At 43.2% G+C, this 17,006-nt stretch carries 17 protein-coding genes; all 17 read right to left on the reverse strand.

What is annotated here, in order from left to right; all coding sequences use genetic code 11:
* Nucleotides 1-79: 79 nt before the first annotated feature.
* Complete coding sequence (gene fliM / locus BCU91_RS13265) at nt 80-1,105, reverse strand: flagellar motor switch protein FliM (RefSeq protein WP_102531687.1); 1,026 nt, start codon at nt 1,103-1,105, stop codon at nt 80-82.
* A 26-nt stretch (nt 1,106-1,131) separates the two neighbouring features.
* Nucleotides 1,132-1,656, reverse strand: a complete 525-nt coding sequence (gene fliL, locus BCU91_RS13270; RefSeq protein ID WP_102439493.1) for a flagellar basal body-associated protein FliL — start codon at nt 1,654-1,656, stop codon at nt 1,132-1,134.
* Nucleotides 1,657-1,747: 91 nt separating this feature from the next.
* On the reverse strand, nt 1,748-3,130 hold the full coding sequence (locus tag BCU91_RS13275; protein WP_102475399.1) for a flagellar hook-length control protein FliK: 1,383 nt from the start codon (nt 3,128-3,130) through the stop codon (nt 1,748-1,750).
* A 147-nt stretch (nt 3,131-3,277) separates the two neighbouring features.
* Nucleotides 3,278-3,724 carry a flagellar export protein FliJ gene (gene fliJ / locus BCU91_RS13280; protein WP_102439491.1) on the reverse strand — a complete coding sequence of 149 codons (447 nt, stop codon included), beginning with the start codon at nt 3,722-3,724 and terminating at the stop codon, nt 3,278-3,280.
* A complete protein-coding gene (gene fliI, locus BCU91_RS13285) occupies nt 3,724-5,061 on the reverse strand; it encodes a flagellar protein export ATPase FliI (protein WP_102439490.1) in 1,338 nt (445 codons plus the stop codon). Before fliI ends, fliJ begins: the two co-directional genes overlap by 1 nt.
* The gene (gene fliH / locus BCU91_RS13290; RefSeq protein ID WP_102475401.1) at nt 5,030-6,007 is read right to left on the reverse strand and encodes a flagellar assembly protein FliH; all 978 of its coding nucleotides are present in this window, start codon (nt 6,005-6,007) and stop codon (nt 5,030-5,032) included. Before fliH ends, fliI begins: the two co-directional genes overlap by 32 nt.
* A 44-nt stretch (nt 6,008-6,051) precedes the next feature.
* Entirely contained in the window at nt 6,052-7,095 is a 1,044-nt protein-coding gene (fliG, locus tag BCU91_RS13295) for a flagellar motor switch protein FliG (protein ID WP_102531688.1), read from the reverse strand.
* Complete coding sequence (gene fliF / locus BCU91_RS13300; RefSeq protein WP_102439487.1) at nt 7,085-8,779, reverse strand: flagellar basal-body MS-ring/collar protein FliF; 1,695 nt, start codon at nt 8,777-8,779, stop codon at nt 7,085-7,087. The genes fliG and fliF overlap by 11 nt, the downstream gene beginning before the upstream one ends.
* 54 nt (nt 8,780-8,833) lie before the next feature.
* The gene (gene fliE / locus BCU91_RS13305; protein WP_102439486.1) at nt 8,834-9,175 is read right to left on the reverse strand and encodes a flagellar hook-basal body complex protein FliE; all 342 of its coding nucleotides are present in this window, start codon (nt 9,173-9,175) and stop codon (nt 8,834-8,836) included.
* 228 nt (nt 9,176-9,403) lie between these two features.
* Nucleotides 9,404-10,747, reverse strand: a complete 1,344-nt coding sequence (locus BCU91_RS13310) for a sigma-54 dependent transcriptional regulator (protein ID WP_102531689.1) — start codon at nt 10,745-10,747, stop codon at nt 9,404-9,406.
* The gene (locus BCU91_RS13315) at nt 10,740-11,915 is read right to left on the reverse strand and encodes a PAS domain-containing sensor histidine kinase (RefSeq protein ID WP_102439484.1); all 1,176 of its coding nucleotides are present in this window, start codon (nt 11,913-11,915) and stop codon (nt 10,740-10,742) included. The genes BCU91_RS13310 and BCU91_RS13315 overlap by 8 nt, the downstream gene beginning before the upstream one ends.
* 161 nt (nt 11,916-12,076) lie before the next feature.
* The gene (locus tag BCU91_RS13320; protein ID WP_102475403.1) at nt 12,077-13,507 is read right to left on the reverse strand and encodes a sigma-54 dependent transcriptional regulator; all 1,431 of its coding nucleotides are present in this window, start codon (nt 13,505-13,507) and stop codon (nt 12,077-12,079) included.
* A gap of 402 nt (nt 13,508-13,909) precedes the next feature.
* Nucleotides 13,910-14,314, reverse strand: a complete 405-nt coding sequence (fliS, locus tag BCU91_RS13325; protein WP_102531690.1) for a flagellar export chaperone FliS — start codon at nt 14,312-14,314, stop codon at nt 13,910-13,912.
* 6 nt (nt 14,315-14,320) lie between these two features.
* Nucleotides 14,321-14,653: a hypothetical protein gene (locus BCU91_RS13330; RefSeq protein WP_102439481.1), complete on the reverse strand. Its 333-nt coding sequence runs from the start codon at nt 14,651-14,653 to the stop codon at nt 14,321-14,323.
* 101 nt (nt 14,654-14,754) lie between these two features.
* Nucleotides 14,755-16,122, reverse strand: coding sequence for a flagellar filament capping protein FliD (gene fliD, locus BCU91_RS13335; protein WP_102531691.1), 1,368 nt, complete (start codon nt 16,120-16,122; stop codon nt 14,755-14,757).
* Nucleotides 16,123-16,200: 78 nt separating this feature from the next.
* A complete protein-coding gene (locus BCU91_RS13340; protein WP_102475406.1) occupies nt 16,201-16,596 on the reverse strand; it encodes a flagellar protein FlaG in 396 nt (131 codons plus the stop codon).
* 246 nt (nt 16,597-16,842) lie between these two features.
* A partial coding sequence (locus tag BCU91_RS13345; RefSeq protein WP_277869345.1) for a flagellin occupies nt 16,843-17,006 on the reverse strand: 164 nt, incomplete at its 5' end.

The raw sequence follows: 17,006 nt of genomic DNA on the forward strand, positions 1-17,006 counted from the left end.
TTATTAATTTCAGCATCTTGTTTAAAAAAACTTTTTAAAAAAGATTGTTAAAATAAAACTTTTTTTGAAATAAGCCTGTCTATAGCACAGTAAGATCGCGGGCTTTGCCTTTACGAGTAATTAGCTGTAATTCTGATTTCGCCGTTTCAGGCCTTGGAATAACTTCGCTAATTTTTAATGCCAGATTTTCGCGGGATTGACCTAGCTTACAGCGGTAAGTCGGTAAGTCCTCAACTCGCATCATCACATGCTGAGGCAGCTCAATAGGAATAATATCCCCAGCTTTAAAGCCCATCACATCTCTTAATGTCACTTCATGCTCAATGATGTTGGCATCAATCCCTACTTGCACATCCATGATCTCATCACGCAATGCTTGTCCCCAACGCATATCAGTATCTTGTTTATCACTTTGAACACCGGCATCAAGCAGCTCACGAATAGGCTCGATCATCGAATATGGCATGGTGATATGAAAATCACCGCCGCCGCCATCCACTTCAATATGAAAAGAGTTAATGACCACCACTTCTGTTGGGCTAACAATATTGGCCATGGCAGGGTTGACCTCTGAGTCTAAATACTCAAACTCAACATCCATTACTGGTGCCCAGGCATCTTTATAATCTTCAAAAATGATTTTCAATAGCAGCTGGACGATACGACGCTCTGTGGGAGTAAACTCACGCCCTTCAATTTTTGCATGAAAGCGGCCATCACCACCAAAAAAGTTATCCACCAAAATGAAGACTAACCTTGCTTCCATGGTGATAAGCGCCGTGCCTTTTAACGGACTAAAGCGCACCATATTCAGGCTGGTTGGTACGAATAGGGTATGAACGTACTCACCAAACTTAAGCATTTGCACGCCGTTAATAGACACTTCAGCAGCACGGCGCATCATGTTAAACATGCTGATGCGTAAGTGACGAGCAAAACGTTCATTTACAATTTCAAGGGTTGGCATTCGCCCACGAACAATGCGATCTTGAGAGGAGAAATCATATGCTCTGGTTTCATCAGTATCATAAATATCATCTTCATCAACATCGTCGACGCCATGGAGTAGCGCATCAATTTCGTCTTGGCTTAATAAATCACTCACATCATCACCTTGGATTTTTCATGGCGTTATTGCATTACAAAACCAGTAAAAAGTACTCTTTCAACGACTTTTTGGCCGGTTATGGGTTGCAATGTATTTTGAACATTTAATAGGGCTAATTGGCGTAATTCATCTTTACCCGCTTGGGTACTTAGCTTTTGTACATCTGCTGCGCTAAATGTGTTTAAAAGCGCATGTTCAATTAAAGGAATGTGCATTTTTGCAGTAACGCCGTCATCGCCTCGCACCATTAACTGCACTTTTATTTCAACTAAACGTGAACGATTAGCACCCGCTAGATTGAATAAAAATGGTCTTGGCATACCCACATAATTTGCCTTACCAGTAGCAGCATCAGTTACTACAGTTGCAGTACTTATGTCAGTTGCAGGTGAGTTTGCAGTCGCTTTCGCATTGTCGCCAATAAAAAACAGCACTGTCACAGCAATGCCTGCCAGCAGCAACATGCCAACCACCAAAAAAATAATCATTTTATTGATACTTTTTGGTGGGTTCTGGGTGGTTAATTCTAAAGAAGCTTCTTCTGGCATAAATGATTCCATCACGCTGTTGTTATTATTGTGTTAACTAAGTTTCAGCTTAGTTTTTGATTTTGCGATCATTAACCCATAGGTTACCGACTTAAGCGTAATAATCTATAGCTGAACTGCCACTCATGGCATGTTTTGTGACTATCTCAAGTTCTTGTGCTGAAATTTCATCCAAAAGCCTGTCATTACTAGCACTCGACTCATCATAATCAGCGTTTTTCTGCTGTTCGCCGTCTTGAGAAACATGACTGTCAGCCAATTGCAGCCCTTCTTCTGCTAGCATTTCCCGTAGCCGCGGAATAGCTTGCTCCAATAGGTCTCGGGTTTGTGTCTGCGCCACTTGAAATTGCACTTGGGTTTGATCGCCATTAACTTGAACTCTGACCACCATATGGCCAAGCTCTGCCGGATCTAATCGAATTTCCGCATGTTGAATGCCCTGTCCTACCATCGTCATGAGTTGTTGCTTCATCACAGGGGCGAACTTTTGGATCATCTCCTGCATTTGCCCTACCGACTCAGATCCTTGGCGTAACGATAATTGAAATTGCGGCACATCACTTTTATGCACTGACGTTAAGCTACTTTGATTTTGTATCGCCTTGAGATCCACAGATTCTGCATCAAGAGTAAACTCACCAGCGCTAAGGGCAATGGCATTATTTGCTAGGGCATTACTACTAGGACTATTGGCAGAGGAAGGAATAGCAGACTTATCCATGGATACCGAGAACTCAGCTTTACTCAGGTTAACCCCAGATTCCTTTGAGGTTATTTTGCCTTCAATACTGTCAGGAGCGCCTAAAGTTTTGTTTGCATCAACTAAGCCTTTGTTTACATCAACTAGGTTTTTGTTTACATCAACAGCAGCGCTATTGTTATCCATTATGTTTTTATGAATTGAACTAAAGCCACTGCTAAGTGCAAGGGCTGGTTTTTCAGCATTATCTATGGCGCTGGTTGTTGCTAACTCAATCAAAGGGAGTAAGGCTCCACCTTGGATGGGAGTTTGCTGGTTAAAGTCAGTGATCAGCTGATTTAACTCCTTGACTGATAATGCTGACAACTCAGCTGCAGACATTGCACTAAATTCAGATAAATTTTGTAGTTGCTCAGCTGAATAGTCACTTAAAAATTCTGTAGTTGAATCGGCCTCAATAGCCAGCGGCAATATGTTGCCACCTGTTGGTTGGCTATTGGTTTCAAAATTTTCTGCTAAGTCAATTTGAGCAAAGATTAAAGCAATATCGGTTTCTGCAGCAATATGCTCTTGTGAGGCATTGTCATCCACCAGATTGATATCTGTGTTATTTTCAGAAGCTTGCTCAGTGTTACCCTGCATCTCATCAGTTTGAGAAACTTGATTAAGCGCCGACAAAAAAGATGAGCTATCAGTACCTTGCGGCGTCTCTCCCGTTGGGGAATTCGCCATTTTATTGCTATTTCCAAGTAAAATATTACTCACTTGCTGCATAACAAACTCCGAGTTAATAACACCGAAAACCTATTGGTGCTATAAAATTATGAAAGTCACATTGCTGACGCTTTTATTATTAATAACGAACCAAGCAATAAGAGTGCCAGAATAAAAATTAATTAGGCTAAAAACGGATAAGGGAATTTAACGCGGGGTTTTACGAATAAACTGCTGCATCGCAAATTCATCTGAGGCTTTTTGCTCTTGTTTATTGGCTATTTGCTGAGCTTTTTGATCATTTTTAGCTAACAACAATTCAACCGCTTTACGCTTTTGTTGCTTTTGCTGCCAATTAACTTGTCGATGTTGGGTCTGATTTTGTGCTTCTTTAACGGTATTAACTTGCTGCACTAGTGCTTGGTCAATTTGCTTAATAAACTCATGAAAAGAATGATATTCACTGGCACTTAGCGTTTTGCCTTGATTTTCATTCATTTGCTTCATGTACTCGAGACGATAATTATTTAACGCCTCTAATTGCCCCTCACATTTTTGTAGTTCTAATTGTGCAGATTTAAGCTGTAAAGCCGCCTGTTCTTCTGCTTCTTTATTGAGTTTAAGCACTGTGATTAATGGATCAGCCCGGCGCATTATTTACACTGAGCAGCAATCTGCCCAACCATGGTTTGACTGTTATCAAAGGAAATAACATCTTTAAATCCTTGGCGTAAAAATGCATTCATCGCTGGTTGTAACCGAATAGCGTTATCAATGCGTGGATCGCTGCCTTGGGAATAAGCCCCAATTGAAATTAAGTCTCTGTTTTGCTGATAAAGTGAATACATCTGTTTAACCAGACGCATGGACTCTAAATGCTCAGTGCTAATCACCATAGGTGCGACGCGGCTAATGGACTGCTCAATATCAATTGCGGGGTAATGGCCAGAATCTGCCAGCGTTCTTGATAACACAATATGACCATCTAAAATCGCCCGTGACGCATCGGCAATGGGATCTTGTTGATCATCACCTTCGGTAAGCACGGTATAAAATGCGGTAATCGAACCTTGACCTGGGCCGCCATTACCTGCCCGTTCGACCAAGCGGGGTAATTTAGCAAACACCGATGGCGGATAACCTTTGGTCGCCGGAGGCTCACCCACTGCCAAGGCTACTTCACGCTGGGCTTGGGCGTAACGGGTTAAACTGTCCATCAATAACAATACGTTATAGCCAAGGTCTCTAAAATACTCCGCAATACGTGTTGAGGTTTCACAGGCGCGTAATCGCATCAATGGTGAAGTATCAGCAGGTGCTGCGACCACCACAGATCTGGCTCGGCCTTCTGGGCCTAAAATCTCTTCAATAAACTCTTTTACTTCACGGCCACGTTCACCCACCAGCCCCACCACAATAATGTCAGCAGTGGTGCCGCGAGTCATCATGCCTAACAGCACACTTTTACCCACACCAGAGCCGGCAAACAGGCCCATCCGCTGGCCTTTACCTACGGTCAACATGGCATTAATGGCTCTAACCCCCACATCTAATGGTTCGGTAATCGCGCGGCGCGATAAAGGGTTAATGGGCGGCGCATGGCGCGAGGCATGTTGCTCAGTATTTAATGGTCCAAGGCCATCAAGGGGTAAACCACTACCGTCTAAAACTCTACCAAGTAAACTTAAGCCGACATTTAACCCTGACTGCTCACCTAAAGGCTGCACTCTTGCTCCCGGTAACACCCCTCTTAATTCATCTACGGGCATGAGATAAAGTAATTCATCATCAAATCCAACGACTTCAGCCACTAGCTCACCGGCCATGGTTTCGATAGAGCATAAACTGCCGACAGGGGCTCTACAGCCGGTAGCTTCGAGGGTTAAGCCAACAACCCTAACCAGCTGACCACTGGCCACAGGCCGAATGGGGGTGACTTTATTACTATGAAGTTTAAATTTATTTAGTAACTGATGTTGGCGATTTAGCATCATCTACCTCATCAACAAGGTGTAAACCCTCTTCATGTACGACAGAAGAAACATTGTCATCAGTGAGTTGATCCCGCTTTGCTCCCACCACCTTAAGGCTACATTCGCTAGCATCCTCGGCAATGCTAGTGGTGTAGTGACTTGAATCTGACTTAATCGTTTGCACATTGGCCTGAATCGCTGCGACCTGTTGCTGCAAGCCACTAAGAGCTTGACTCATACGCGCTTCAACTCGTAAGTCGACACTGGAGCGCTCGCTGTGAATGATGCAGTCACCGTTTTTAAGAGATGGATCAGCTTCAATTTCCCAACGATTCTTAGCTAATTGCGCTTCACTGTATAATTGATTAACAAGTGCAGCATCATCTGGGCTAAACCTCAGAGTGACTTGTTGTTTTTTAATCGGTAACGAATCTACCCCTTGACGCAGTACAGATAAAATATGTTCAGGATGAGTTTGTAATTCATTACCGACGATGGATTTGGTCAGATTAATGGATAGCTGTAATAGCTCAGCTTCAATTTCAGCATCAAGCACTAATAAGGGTTGCTCAAATTGCTCAACTAAGCCAGATAAACGCTCAAGCATCTCATTAGCTTTGGCTAAACCCACTTCATAACCTTGTTGTTCTCCTTGGCTAAAGCCTTCAGCGTGACCTTGCTCTAAACCTTCAAGCCGACCTTGCTCCGTGCCTTTCGCTAGCCCATCAAGCTGGCCTTGCTCAAAACCTTCTTGTTCAGCTTCAACTCGAATTTGCTCTATTTCAGCCATGGTAGGCGGTAAAAGGGGCTTGTCTTCAGCAACAGGCTGGGAATTTTGACGTCCTAGTTGGCCAAATAAATTTGAGCCAGTGTCAGTTTTTTGTTGGGAAACATCCGGTAATTGCCAATGGCTAAAATCTTCATCAACTTCTGTTAGGTTATTATTGTTATTAGCTTTAGTCATGATTGGTCTGGTTGTACCTCGTTATAAAATCGGCTTAAATCGGACTATAGGAACTCATCACCACCGCCGCCACCGAGCATAATTTCGCCGCTGTCACTTAATCGACGCGCAATCGCAAGGATCTCTTTTTGAGCCGTTTCCACTTCACTGATCCTTATCGGCCCCATGGCTTCAAGATCATCACGTAATAGCTCACCTGCTCGCTTAGACATATTACCAATAATTTTGTCAGATAACTGATCATCAGCACCTTTTAATGCTTTCATTAGCACATCTTGTTGAACTTCACGCAGCAAAGCTTGAATACCGCGATCATCTACATCAATTAAGTTTTCAAACACAAACATCAGATCTTGAATTTGCTGCGCCATTTCTTCATCAGATTCACGCATGGTTTCCATGATCTGGCCTTCAACACCCGTATCAAGGAAGTTCATGATATTGGCCGCCGCTTTCAAGCCGCCCATTTTCGCAGCTTGTGCGCCGCCTTGTCCGGCAAATTGTTTTTCCATGATGTCGTTTAATTCTTGCAAAGCTGCTGGTTGAACTTCTTCTAAGTTAGCAATGCGCATCATTAAATCTAAACGGGTATTTTCAGGGAACTGACTGAAGATTTCAGCCGCTTGATCAGGTTCTAAATAAGATAAAACAATAGTTTGGATTTGTGGATGCTCGTTTTGAATAATGGTCGCCACTTGGCGTGCATCCATCCACTTAAGCGAATCTAAGCCTTTAGCGCCACTGCCCATAATAATTTGTTCAATCAAATTACCGGCTTTGTCTTCACCTAGGGCCGCAGTTAATGCTTTGCGGACAAACTCTTCACTGTTAAAACCAATGGAAGAAAACTTCTGAATCTCTTCCAAAAACAGCTTATGCACCCCAATGACTTTCTCTTGACCAAAGTCTTGCATGGCGGCCATGGCCATACCGACTTTTTGCACTTGTTTTGGCTCTAAGTGCTTTAAGATTGAGGCGGCATCTGCTTCACTTAAGCTCAGTAACAAAATAGCAGTTTTATCAATGCCACTCAGCTCTTCAAGACTAGCCTGTTCGCCTACGGGTGCTGCCAGGGTATTATTTGCCATCTTCTTGTAACCAACTCTTAATTACTTGGGTAGAAAGTTCAGGTTCATTAGCCACTAATGCCCTAATCGACTTAATCATATCATCATCTTTATGCAGGTTTGGTATTTGAATCGAGCCATCATCGGCATAGCTATAATCTGCTTGTTGGCTATTGAGCATACCCAAGGTATCGGCGGCATACTGATCTTCAATCTCAGCCAATTCATGACCTAAGCGCGGCTCTTCGGGCATCTCGACTTCGTCGTTATTAAACAAACGATTTAACATAGGGCGAATCACAAACAAAATCAGCACTAAGACTAAAAACGCCCCTAACACCAATCTCACCGCGCGCCAAAACCAAGGCTGCTCCCACATTTCAGCGGCGGGCAGCTCTTCAATAAGCTGGTTCATAAACGGTACTGTGACCACTTCTAAGCTATCACCACGTTGACTGGTAAAGCCCATCGCCCCTTCAAGTAAGCGACGAATATTGGTTAGCTCTTGTTCGGTGCGCGGAATGCGGGTCACTATGCCACTTTCATCAGCAGGTCCCGGTTTATAATCAATGGCCACCGACACACTGACTCTGCGCACCACACCCACTTGCTGGCGGGTATGGCTGATGGTGGTATCAAGTTCAAAATTACGGGTTGCTTCTCGATGGCTATTGCCATTAACCGCTGTAGTTTGCTCTGCGCCTGCTTCTTGTGGAATATCTGAATCCATAGGAGGCTGATTGGTTAATGCCCCTGGAATGCCACCCATTGATTGACCGCTTGAATTACGCTCTATGGTCATTTCACTGCGTACAGCGGGTAAATCAGGCGAAAATCGTTTCGCGGTTTGCTCAATCGCGGTGAAGTCCATGTTGACATCCACTTGAGAAGTGAAGTTTTCAGGGCCTAGAATAGGCATTAATATCGAATCGATTTTGTTACGATATTCTGCTTCTTGATGCTGCACTAATTCAAGCTCGCGGCGGGCTCTTGAGGAGGCGCCATCTTGGCTACCTGAATTTAGCAGGCGGCCATTTGAATCGGTCACTGTCACCCGGCTTGGCTCTAAGCCTTGTACTGCTGAGGCGACAATATCAACGATAGAGTCAATTTCTTCTTGGCCAAGGCTACCACGACGAACGCTCACAACTACGGTAGCGCTAGGTTTAGATTTATTACGGGCAAACACATTTTCTTTGGGAATAGCTAATATCACTTTGGCGCGGCTAATACTTTTTAGCTCTTCTATCACTCTGGCTAAATTAACTTCTTGGCTTTGTTTAAGGCGGGCTTGCTCCATGCGCTGACTAACACCAAAACCGCTGTCTTGGCTTAAATAATCGGTTGGTTGACTACTGGCTTCAACGCCTGCACGGCCCAGCAGCAGTTTGACATTTTGATATTTGTTTTCAGGAATACTGACTACATCGCCGGAGATTTTATAGGCAATTTTATTCTTATCTAAAACGTCCAATACTTGGATCATTTCAGCAGTTTCCATTTGCCCTAACGGCCTATATTCAGGCTCTTGCGCCCAAATAATCATAAATACTGCCAGCACAAGACATACAGCTAAAGCCAATATCATAGTGATTTGACGCATAAAGTCAGCACTACCAAACGAGCTTTTCAAGCCAGGTTTATTTTCCTGCTGAATCCCTGTGCTATCGACTTTATCTGAATCTAATACTAGATCTGTGCTCACAATATTTACCTACTTCAATACCAGAATATCAACAACAATACTATTAACAAAAGCCTAAACAGGCATACTCATAATTTCTTTATACGCTTCTACAAGTTTGTTTCTCACTTGCACCGTTGCTTCAAATGCAACCCCGGCTTTTTCACGGGCAATCACGGTATCAGATAAGGTCACAGTGCTATCGCCCATCTCTAATCGGGTGGCTAAATTAGCTGAGTTTGATTGTAAATCAGCCACGCCACCGACCGCTTGAGATAACAATTGGCCAAAGTCAGCACCAGAAGTATTACCGACTTTTTGAATCATATCCGCTTGAATAGGTAAGCCAAGATTAGGCGAAATCTCACCCTTTAAGGATTGCATTTCTTGTAAAAAAGGATTTGAACTAATCTGCATTGTAAACTCCATTCGTCGGATATTTGACGACTTAAAAACAGTTACAATAGAATTAGCAAGTAGGATGCCAACAATAGCTTAAATACACTTAAGCCCATGAAAAGAGCTTAAAAACAACTTGAAAGGGTGAAAAACACACAAAATAGAACCGCTTTAGTATCATCAAAGCGGTTAAGCTAATATTTTAGAATTTAGAGTTAAGTATAAAGATGAACTAAACGTCGATATTTAAGCAGGGACTTGAATACCCAAGTCACGCATTTTAGCCATTTTATAGCGCAATGTTCTGGCGCTAATTCCCAGCTTCTCAGCTACGTCTTTACGGCTACCATTACATAGATTTAAGGTTTCCAAAATAATCACATGCTCTTGAGCCTGCAGTTCGCCCCCAAGCCCGTCCGTTTCAGCAGCTGCCACGGGTTGCTCATTGGGGCTCAAAGTAACATCTTCAGCTTCAAGAATAATATCCGCGCCAGTTATCTCCTCGCCATTATTCAGTATCAAGGTGCGCTGAATAACATTATCCAGCTCACGGACATTACCTGGCCAGCGATAAGCCAATAAACGACGACAAGCTATCTCATCTAACTCAGGCACTGGTGAGACATTAAATGCCTTAGCATGCTTAACCAGCAAGTGCCTTGCTAAGGGTAAAATATCAGCCGGTCGTTGGTTTAATGCCGGCCAGGTTAGTGGAAATACATTAATGCGGTAATATAAATCTTCTCGAAATGCGCCCGATGTTGCCATGGACTTTAAATCACGGTTTGAAGTGGCAAGTACCCTCACATCAAGAGCTATGGTTTTACGGCCACCTAAACGCTCAACTTCACGCTCTTGCAGTACTCGCAACAATTTGGCTTGCAGCCCTAGCTCCATTTCAGAAATTTCATCAAGCAATATGGTGCCGCCTTGAGCCTGTTCAAATTTTCCAGGGCATGCCTGATAAGCGCCTGTAAAAGCGCCTTTTTCATAGCCAAATAAGGTGGCTTCAAGCATATTTTCAGGTATTGCTGCGCAATTAATGGCGATAAAAGGTTTTTCTGCTCGAGGGCTGTTTTGATGAATATAACGTGCTAGCACTTCTTTGCCCGATCCACTTGGCCCCATGATCATCACTGAGGCATCAGAGCTTGCCACCCGCTGGGCAATATTCAGTAGCGCCAAGCTTTTGTCATCGGCGACCACAGGTTGACCTAAATTTTGTTTAAGGGGTAAGTAGCGAGATACCTGATTTAACAACACTTCAGGCGCAAAAGGTTTAGCCAGATAATCCGCCGCACCAAGTTTTATGGCGCTAACCGCACTGTCAATGGTGGCAAAAGCGGTCATTAATAAAATGGGGACTTTACTATGGTTTTGCTGTAAATAGTTTAATAGCCCTAGCCCGCCAATACCTTCCATTTGCACATCACTGATAACCATATCAAACGTCGTGGTTTTCATGACAATAATGGCCTCTTCTGCAGAGCCCACATCAACGCAGTCATATTGGGCTAACATCAAGGTATCAAGTAAGGCTTCACGCAGCGCAGCATCATCTTCAACTAACAGTAACTTGGCTTCACTCATGGGATCCCTCCACTATTTTTTTGGCTTGTTCCGTGTCTTTAGCCATAGGAAATGATAGTCGAATTAAGCTGCCTTTGTGCGGCTGCGATGTCACCTGTAATCTGCCGCCATGATTTCTCACCACGGTTTGCACTACCGCTAAGCCTAGGCCTGTCCCTTGGCTTTTAGTGGTAAAAAAAGGCTCCAATACTTGTTGCTGCATCTCTTTTGATAAACCCTTACCGTTATCAATCACATCGATATTAATGCCGTGTTCATCTTCGCCAGTCACAATCTGAATTTCTGTGGCATTGGCCTCTAGGCTGTTCATCACCAGATTGTTAATCGCCGAGCTTAAGGCATTCGTGTTAGCCATAATGTGTTTATCGGTTTGATCAATAAAGTGTAATTTACACTGTTTGTTTTCAACAATGGGCTCACAATTTGCCAGCACAGGCTCAATAATATCTGCAGTAGATGTCGACTCTGCGGCGCCATCTTGTTTGTTTCTTGCCATCAGTAGCATGTCATTAACTTGACGCTCTAGCTCATTAAGCCTATCGACTAACTTGCCTTGAAAACGCTTTTTAGCCGTATCATTTAATTTAGGGCTAGCAAGGTTTGATGCATATAACATCGCGGCCGATAACGGCGTTCTGACCTGATGCGCCAAGGTTGCCACCATTTTGCCCAGTGCTGATAAGCGCTGTAAATGAGATAGGTTTTTCTGTAATAAGCGGGTTTCAGTTAAGTCAGTTAACACAATTAACTGCCCAGGCTCTGGCGACAGCGGAGTAATCGCCAGCTTTACTCGGCGGCCATCTTTTAGTGACACTTCATAACCGTCATCATCTTGGGGTGAAAAAGCGCGGTTAATAATGTCAAACCACTTGGCCCCTTGCAGCGGCCGGCCTAATAAGTCAGTTGCGACTGGGTTGGCCAAGGTCACAATACCGTCACCATTGATAATCACTACACCTGAAGGCATAGCTTGAAGAATATGCGCCATTTGGTTAGACATATTAGCTGCCTTTTGCGGACGTGATGTTTCAGCTTGCAGATCGAGGTTCACTGATTGACGCAGTGTAATTGGCGCTGCTGGCGCCTCGCTGACAATTGCTGCAGGCTCGGCTAGTTTGTAGCTATCACAATACTGCGGCTGTTCTACTAGTGATTGCGCTGAATACATGGTCACTCCGTCAAAATAATAACTTTGTACTACCAATGCATTTGGTATGCCAGTTTAAAGTTTTTAACGGCGCAAAAGCAAAAAGCATGCCCTAATGCATGCTTTTTACTCGTTTTGTCTATTTGTTATTTAGCTGTAAGTTACTGTCGGTAAGAGCTTGATTAATCTTTACCCATACCGTACTTACGCATTTTTTCAACCAAGGTGGTTCGGCGTATGCCTAACATTTCAGCGGCTCTGGCAACCACGTTATCTTGTTGCTCTAACGCTTGGCGGATCATGTCAATTTCAAGCTCTGCCAATAAATCCTTAAGGTTTACCCCTTCAGGCGGTAATTCACTTGGAAAGCGGGTATCAGGTAGCTCTATGGGTTCCTCATCACTGAAGATAGATGCTAATGCATCACGCTCTTGCTGCTCTTCACTGACTTCAACACAATACTCTGGCACATCGATATAACGATATTTTCTTGGTAAGTCATTCACATCAACCAAGCCACCAGGGAATAAAATCGTTAAACGCTCGACTAAATTCGACAGCTCGCGGACATTACCAGACCAATTATGGGCCTTTAATGATTCGATTGCGCGCTGGGTAAAGCGGATTTTACCGCGGCCTTCGTTAAAAACACGGCTCACAAGCTCTTGCAATAATAATGGCACATCATCACTGCGCTCACTTAATGAAGGCATTTCTATTGGAAACACATTCAAACGATAATATAAATCTTCTCGAAATTCATTTTCGCTGATCATGGTTTCTAAGTCACGGTGAGTGGCCGCAACAATGCGTACATCGGTATTGATGGTTTTAGAACCACCGACACGTTCGAATACTTTTTCTTGCAATACCCGCAGTAACTTTACTTGCATTTGCAGTGGCATGTCGCCGATTTCATCAAGAAACAGCGTGCCATTTTCAGCTAATTCAAAGCGGCCTTTACGGGTTGAAATCGCCCCAGTAAATGAGCCCTTTTCATGGCCAAATAGTTCACTTTCCAATAACTCAGGCGGAATAGCACCACAGTTGACCGGGATAAATGGTCCATCGCGGCGATCAGACATGTAATGAATATTACGGGCTACCACTTCTTTACCGGTGCCAGACTGACCCAGTACCAGCACGGTTGCGTCAGAACTGGCCACTTGGCTAATAAGGTGTCTGACATTGGCAATACCTTCACTGCGGCCCACTAAACTTCTGAATAGTTTAGTTTGGTTAGCGCTGGTGGGTGTTTGCGGCTGTTTAGCTTGGCCATAGACTTGACAAAAATGCAGTAATTCGGTCAATTGCGGGTAGCTTATTGGCTCAGCAATGGTGCCTAATACGTTGCCACCATTAAGGTTACTTTCACCTGATAATAGCACTGGCTGCCAAGGCATTGATGACTTCACGCTTTTAATAAACTCAGCCGTGACTGATTGGGTATCAAGCACTAACGCCCGATAACGACAGTCTGCGGTTAATGAGGCAAGATCGTCTTTAGTAATTAGATGATACTTTTCACCTAAAAAATCAAAAATACAACAAAGACGAGAGACACGCTCAGAAGGGTCAGCAACAATTAATATTCGTTGTTCTATTTGCATCATTAAGAAGGCCAAAGCTCGAGTTATTATTATTTCACAGCCATTATCACGCTATACGAGATAAAACGGAAGTGCGACTTGATTGTGATTATTATATGCAATATGGATAAATATTTGGTGACAAACTTACCACAAATACATTAATACAACATCCTACCTATACGCTTTGGTTACACATAGTGTAAACACGGACATCTGCGCAATATAGTCTAAACGTTTTTATAAAATGAATATTGTATTATCAGCCAGTGAGAATCAAGTGACAAACCACAAAATTACAGCATCTCATTGATTTAATAAATTAACAGATGATTTAGTAAACAGATGCAAACAAACTGTTACTAAGTTAGCCATCATGAAACAAACAAAAGGCGCTAAAAGCGCCTGTTTTTTTTACGTCACAGCTTAACTGGCTTCTGAAGTCATATGATGCATGTCCTGTGGAATAGCATCCCAACCTTCTTTAATGGTTCGTAACAACCCCGCTACTTCATCAATGGCTTCAGCATCATTATTGATGTTGGCATCTGATAATCTGCGCAACATAAAGTCATATAACTGAGTTAAATTTCCGGCGACATCACCATCGGCTTCCATATTTAAACTGCCATTAAGCCCAGACACAATGCCAATAGCCTTACCCAATAACTCACCACGGCTGGCGATATCACCTTGATCAATGGCATATTTTGCTTGAGCGAGCCTTTCTAATGCACCTGCTAATAACATTTGTATAATTCGGTGTGGCGACGCCACTGCCATGCCACTTTCGATTGATACCTTGCGATATGTCTGCAGTGAACCTCTCATAATTACCTACCTATTTGCATCTATAGATTTATATACGTTTATTTGGCGCTTAGCCGCATTGCCAGCCTGAAGTAATAGCTTGCGATGCTCTAACACTCTCGTAGCCTTTATAAATAAAGATTGAGTGTAATCAAACTGACTTTCAAGTACTGCTCTATCAGTAACGCTATCATCGTTAACTAACGCTTGAATGACAATTTGACGCCGCTGAATAAGTACCTGCAATTGTGATACCAACTCATCAACTTGTTCATCTTCCGGTTTAGCCTGTTCTATTTGCGTAATAGCGGAAAACGCTGCTGAATTGAGTTGTTCAAGTTCACTAAGGATGGGATTCACTGAGTACTCCAACGTAGGGGAAATAATGTTAAGCAGTATTTAGGGCTCAAAAGCGAGTTACATCGTCAAAGCATCGCCAAAGTAGCCCTATTGAATTTGTATTAAGTCTTCTTCACCACACCAGGCAGAGAATCGATGGCATTAAACAAAGAACTCGACTGAGAGTTAAGGCTTGCCACCACTAAATCCATGGCATTAAATTGCTTATATAAACGGTCACTGTAGGCGCTCATTTTTAAATCTAATGCTTCTCGACTGTCTTCAAGGCGTGATAACTGATTATCAATGGTGTCATTACGGCCATCAATAATGCCACCGGGTTCAAGGTAGCTATCTACAAAGGTATCTAAGCGTGACGCTAGGCCAGTATCCTCAGTAATAAACATCTCTTTAATGCCGCCTTTATCAGCTTCGATGGCCTCTGATAATTTATCATCATCAATTTCTAACAAACCTTCACGGGTCGTAGTAATACCAATATTCATCAGCATTTGTGAGCCACTGCCAGAGCTGGTTTCAAAACTACTGGAAATGATATTTCTGAGCTGACTTTGTAAGCTTCGCGGCAGTGGGTCGCCTTGTAAAATAGCGGCATTTTCAGTGGCTGCATCATAGCGAGACAAGTCCTGAATCGTGGTCATTAAGGCGTTATAACTCTCAACAAACCCCTCAATTGCTGATGAGGCTTTATCGGTATCTTCATCCACCGTAATGGTGGTGGTTTTGCCAATATCAGCATCCGTCAGTTCCAAACTAACCCCGGTAATAATGTCACTGACATCATTTGAGCTTGAAGTCACCTTGACGCCATCAACCGTTAATATCGCATCAAGGGCTGGGGTGAGTTCCGTCATGGCAAAGGCATCGGCTAAGCCTGTGCCGCCATCGGTGTCAGTTGCGGTAACGGTAATTAAATTGTCAGTGCCGGTATTTTTAGAACCTAAAATAAGCTGCGGACCATTATCGCCATTAATAATGGTGGCGGTGACCCCATCATTATCTTCAGCGGCGTTAATCTTTTCCATGATGTCAGTTAAGCTGTCTTCAGCGCCAACCTCAATATCAAAGCTGTCACTGCCAACACCAATACTTAACGAACCTTCACCTATGGGGCTATCAGCATCTGCCACGGCAGCAGAGCCAACTTTTTGACTCTGGGCTAATTGCTCGACAATGACTTGATATTTACCCGGTACTGCACTTTCATCTACCGTGGTTTTAAAATAATCACTATTGGATTGGGACACTTTATGGCTGTCAAAGGTTGCAGAATCTGTCAATAGTTCGAGTTTATCTTGGAATTCTGACAGTGAGCTTTTTAGTAACCCAATACCGGATATCTGCGCATTTAGCTTGCCTTCAGAGGTATCAAAACTCGCAATTTTACCGGCGCTTTCAGCATTAACTAGCGCAGTAACAATACCTGCGATATCCATGCCTGAACCAATACCTACCGATGTTAACCCCATAGCGACCTCTTTAATGCAATATCTGCTATCTAATTTGGAATAATCATAACTTTTATGATTATTGTTTTAAAACAATGACTACACTGCAGTTTCCATAAAAATACTGGCAATGTCTGTGAGCTTGCTCGCCATTTTTAATGCTTCTTCATTGGGAATTTGACGAATTAAATCACCAGTTTTAACGTCAATAACTTTAACCACCGCCTCCCCTGACTCTTCGTCAATATTAAAGGCTAAGCCTTTTTGCATTAGCGATAATTGCTGATTAATATCATCAACCGCATGCTGCAACTGCTCAGCATCGGTTTTGGCCGTTTCATTGACTTTATCTGTGGTGCGCGCCACATCGCCGGCTTGTTGAATTCCCTCTTCAGCCAGTGCGGTTGATGCTTGGGCGGCATTTTTTTCTGCAAGGGTGGCTAAACTATCTTTACGCATTGCAGCATTGGCTACATTGGTGATATTGACTTCCATGGTGCACCTCGACAAACTCAATAATTCAAGCAATTAATGCGCCAACTAAGTTTAAATCAATAAAAAATTTAACTTAGTTACCGATGCGGCAATTGCCATACAAAAACAGTCACCCAAACAAGTGACCCATGATTCACTTTACTAAAAAGCACAAAGGGAGAATCGTTGCCGAGTCTCCCTTTAATTCTAGCCTTAGCGTAATGCCAGTGCGTTCTTAGCGCGAAGTTAATTAACGCTTCGATGTCATTATAAAAGAGACAATGCCGTTTGCGGTAACTGGTTAGCTTGCGACAACATCGCTGATGAGGTTTGCGACAGAATTTGCTGCTTAGTTAACTGCGCCGTTTCAGAGGCAAAATCCACATCTTGAATACGGCTACGGGCATCTGACACGTTAGCTTGAATGTTGC

The organism is Shewanella sp. 10N.286.52.B9 (genome assembly GCF_002873635.1).
Lineage (GTDB): Bacteria > Pseudomonadota > Gammaproteobacteria > Enterobacterales > Shewanellaceae > Shewanella.

Excerpts from the sequence above, each read along its gene's own strand:
- fliI (WP_102439490.1), bottom strand. The coding sequence starts at position 5,061 with ATGCTAAATCGCCAACATCAGTTACTAAATAAATTTAAACTTCATAGT.
- BCU91_RS13275 (WP_102475399.1), bottom strand. The coding sequence starts at position 3,130 with ATGCAGCAAGTGAGTAATATTTTACTTGGAAATAGCAATAAAATGGCG.
- BCU91_RS13320 (WP_102475403.1), bottom strand. The coding sequence starts at position 13,507 with ATGATGCAAATAGAACAACGAATATTAATTGTTGCTGACCCTTCTGAG.
- BCU91_RS13310 (WP_102531689.1), bottom strand. The coding sequence starts at position 10,747 with ATGAGTGAAGCCAAGTTACTGTTAGTTGAAGATGATGCTGCGCTGCGT.
- fliG (WP_102531688.1), bottom strand. The coding sequence starts at position 7,095 with ATGGCAAATAATACCCTGGCAGCACCCGTAGGCGAACAGGCTAGTCTT.
- BCU91_RS13340 (WP_102475406.1), bottom strand. The coding sequence starts at position 16,596 with ATGGAAGTCAATATCACCAATGTAGCCAATGCTGCAATGCGTAAAGAT.
- BCU91_RS13315 (WP_102439484.1), bottom strand. The coding sequence starts at position 11,915 with ATGTATTCAGCGCAATCACTAGTAGAACAGCCGCAGTATTGTGATAGC.
- fliL (WP_102439493.1), bottom strand. The coding sequence starts at position 1,656 with ATGCCAGAAGAAGCTTCTTTAGAATTAACCACCCAGAACCCACCAAAA.
- fliE (WP_102439486.1), bottom strand. The coding sequence starts at position 9,175 with ATGCAGATTAGTTCAAATCCTTTTTTACAAGAAATGCAATCCTTAAAG.
- fliD (WP_102531691.1), bottom strand. The coding sequence starts at position 16,122 with ATGGGGTTAACATCGGTAGGTATTGGTTCAGGCATGGATATCGCAGGT.
- fliS (WP_102531690.1), bottom strand. The coding sequence starts at position 14,314 with ATGAGAGGTTCACTGCAGACATATCGCAAGGTATCAATCGAAAGTGGC.
- fliH (WP_102475401.1), bottom strand. The coding sequence starts at position 6,007 with ATGACTAAAGCTAATAACAATAATAACCTAACAGAAGTTGATGAAGAT.
- fliJ (WP_102439491.1), bottom strand. The coding sequence starts at position 3,724 with ATGCGCCGGGCTGATCCATTAATCACAGTGCTTAAACTCAATAAAGAA.